Consider the following 2,594-nt stretch of genomic DNA (forward strand, 5'->3'; position numbering starts at 1 on the left):
CCGCCGGCCAGACCGATCTGATCGGGCTGGCGCGCGTGCTGTGGTCCGATCCCGAGTGGCCGCGCAAGGTTCGCGATGGCCGCGAAGCCGAGATCCTTCACTGTACCCCGGATTGCGGCGAGGCCTGCATGCAGATGGTCATGAAGGGCCGTCCGGCCTTTTGCGTGCGCTGGCCGGCCGAGAAGATGAAGACCTGGAAGGAGAAGTTCAGTTGACCCCGTCCTGGGTGCGGATGGAACAGGCCAACCCAAAGGAGGCGCCATGGCAACACGGAACGGAACGATGATGCAGTACTTCCACTGGTACATCACCGCCGGAGACAATCTATGGCAAAAGGTTGCCGAGGAGGCGGCGCATCTGGCCGAGGCCGGAATCACCGCCCTATGCTGCCGCCGGCTTACAAGGGCACTGCCGGTATCGATGATGTGGGCTACGGGCCCTACGATCTCTACGACTTGGGGGAGTTTTCGCAGAAGGGTAGTGTGCCGACCAAATACGGCAGCCGTCAAGATTACCTGGCGGCCATCACGCAGCCCACGCCGCCGGCATCGAGATTTATGCGGACATGGTCTTCAACCACCGCGGCGGGGCCGACCGCACCGAATGGGTCAAGGCCATCCGCGTCCTTCCCGGGGATCGCCGCTTTACCACGGGGGAGGAGGAATGGATCGAAGCCTACACCGAATTCCGGTTTCCCGGGCGAAAGGCGACGTACTCCGACTTCACCTGGCACTATCGCCATTTCGACGGTGTGGATTGGGCCGAGAATTTGAATGAGCATTCGATTTTCAAGTTCCTCGGCCCGGACAAGGACTGGGAGAAGCTGGTGGGGGACGAGAACGGCAACTACGATTACCTGATGTATTCGGACCTGGACATGAACCACCCGGAGGTGCGCACCGAACTGGCCCGCTGGGGCGCCTGGTACCTGTCGACCACCGGTGTGGACGGCTTCCGGCTGGACGCCGTCAAACACATCCAATACAGTTTTTTCCGCAGCTGGCTGGACCACATGCGCAAGATCGCCGGACGGCCGCTCTTTGCCGTGGGCGAGTACTGGAACCCCGACAACGTGGAACTGCTGCACGAATACATCCGCTGTACCCAAGGCACGATGAGCCTCTTCGACGCGCCGCTGCACCGCAATTTCCACGAGGCCTCGCGAGCCGGCGGTTATTATGACATGCGCCGCATCCTGGACAACACCTTGATGCAGCAGCAGCCCGCCCTGGCGGTCACCCTGGTGGAAAATCACGACACCCAGCCCCTGCAAGCCCTGGAATCACCGGTGGACTTTTGGTTCAAGCCCCTGGCCTACGCCATCATCCTGTTGCGTCAGGAGGGCTACCCGTGCATCTTCTATCCCGACTACTACGGCGCCGCCTACACGGACACGGGCAAGGACGGCAAGCGCTACCCGATCACCCTGGCGCCCGTGGCCGAGCTTCCGGCCCTCTTGAAGCTGCGCCGGGAGCGGGCCTATGGCATCCAGCGCAGTTACTGGGATCATCCCGACTGCATCGGTTGGACCCGTGAAGGCGACGACGCGCATCCCGGATCCGGTCTGGCCGTGCTGCTCAGCGACGGTCCGGGTGGATCTAAATGGATGGCGGTGGGCCGCCGTCACCGGGGCTGCCGTTTCGTGGAGCATCTGGGGCGCCTTCCCGAAAGCGTTTTCATCAACGACGACGGCTGGGGCGAATTCCACGTGGGCGGCGGATCGGTGGCCGTGTGGGCGCCGGCCCCATAAGAATCGCGGGTGACGAGGGGTTCGCGTAACGCCGATATCGGGCTTTGTACGAATCCGTCATTTTTCAAAAAGTCACCACGGTTGCCCGCGCCATCCATTCACGGGCCTGATTCAGCCAATGTTTTCCGTCGCTGGCCATGGCCAGGGCTTCGGCCAGGTGGCGGGGCGTATACCCCAGCTTTTGGTTGCGGCCCAGCCCGGTAAGACAGGACGGACAGTTGGTCAGCATCACGGGGTTTTGCGCGCCGGTCTCGGCCATGCCGGTGCGAAAGGCGTCGGCCTTGTGCGCGCGCATGGCCATGGCAATATCCGGCCGGCTGAGGGCCAGGGTGCCGGCTTCGCCACAGCAGTGCGGCACCGCGGTTACCGGATGCCCCAGGCTGGCCAGAAGGTTTCCGCGCCACCATCCAGGGAGTCATGGCAGGGGGCATGGTAGAATTGGCCGGCACCGATATCCGCCGTCAGACCGTTTTCAATGGCCAGTCGGCTGACGTCGGTCAGCGGGCAGCCGAAAAGGGTTGTCGCCTGCATGCCGGCCAGGGCCTCGCGACAGGTGCCGCAGCTCACCGCCACGGCGGCGAATGCCAAATGGCCGAAGCGTTCGCGGATCTGGCTGAGGATCACCGCGGCACGCATGGCCTGGCGCCGGTGCATGTCGGCCTTGGCGTTGACCTGGGCCGGAAATCCGCAGCAGAGAAAGGGCGGCGGCAGGATTACCCGCAGGCCGGTGCGAACCAGGATGTGGATCGCCGCCAGGGAGACCCGGGCGTACAGCCGCTCGGAGCCACACCCGGGAAAGTAGAAAACCGTGCCGCGAGCCTCCCCGGCGGGGTCGATGACCACC

At 64.0% G+C, this 2,594-nt stretch carries 3 protein-coding genes and 1 pseudogene; 2 read left to right on the forward strand and 2 right to left on the reverse strand.

The features are described from left to right. Both JCM12296_RS40750 and JCM12296_RS34015 read left to right on the forward strand, forming a co-directional pair. A pseudogene (locus JCM12296_RS40750) lies at positions 1 to 215 on the forward strand (oxidoreductase); the annotation flags it as partial. 278 nt (positions 216 to 493) lie between these two features. After that, on the forward strand, positions 494 to 1,750 hold the full coding sequence (locus JCM12296_RS34015) for an alpha-amylase (RefSeq protein WP_281492261.1): 1,257 nt from the start codon (positions 494 to 496) through the stop codon (positions 1,748 to 1,750). 64 nt (positions 1,751 to 1,814) lie between these two features. On the opposite strand, the gene JCM12296_RS34020 is transcribed toward JCM12296_RS34015, so the two are convergent. Beyond that, positions 1,815 to 2,108 carry a heterodisulfide reductase-related iron-sulfur binding cluster gene (locus JCM12296_RS34020; protein ID WP_054702490.1) on the reverse strand — a complete coding sequence of 98 codons (294 nt, stop codon included), beginning with the start codon at positions 2,106 to 2,108 and terminating at the stop codon, positions 1,815 to 1,817. A gap of 5 nt (positions 2,109 to 2,113) precedes the next feature. After that, positions 2,114 to 2,594: heterodisulfide reductase-related iron-sulfur binding cluster (locus JCM12296_RS34025; RefSeq protein WP_172684252.1), on the reverse strand; the 481-nt coding region annotated here is incomplete at its 5' end.

The organism is Desulfosarcina cetonica JCM 12296 (assembly GCF_001311845.1).
GTDB lineage: Bacteria > Desulfobacterota > Desulfobacteria > Desulfobacterales > Desulfosarcinaceae > Desulfosarcina > Desulfosarcina cetonica.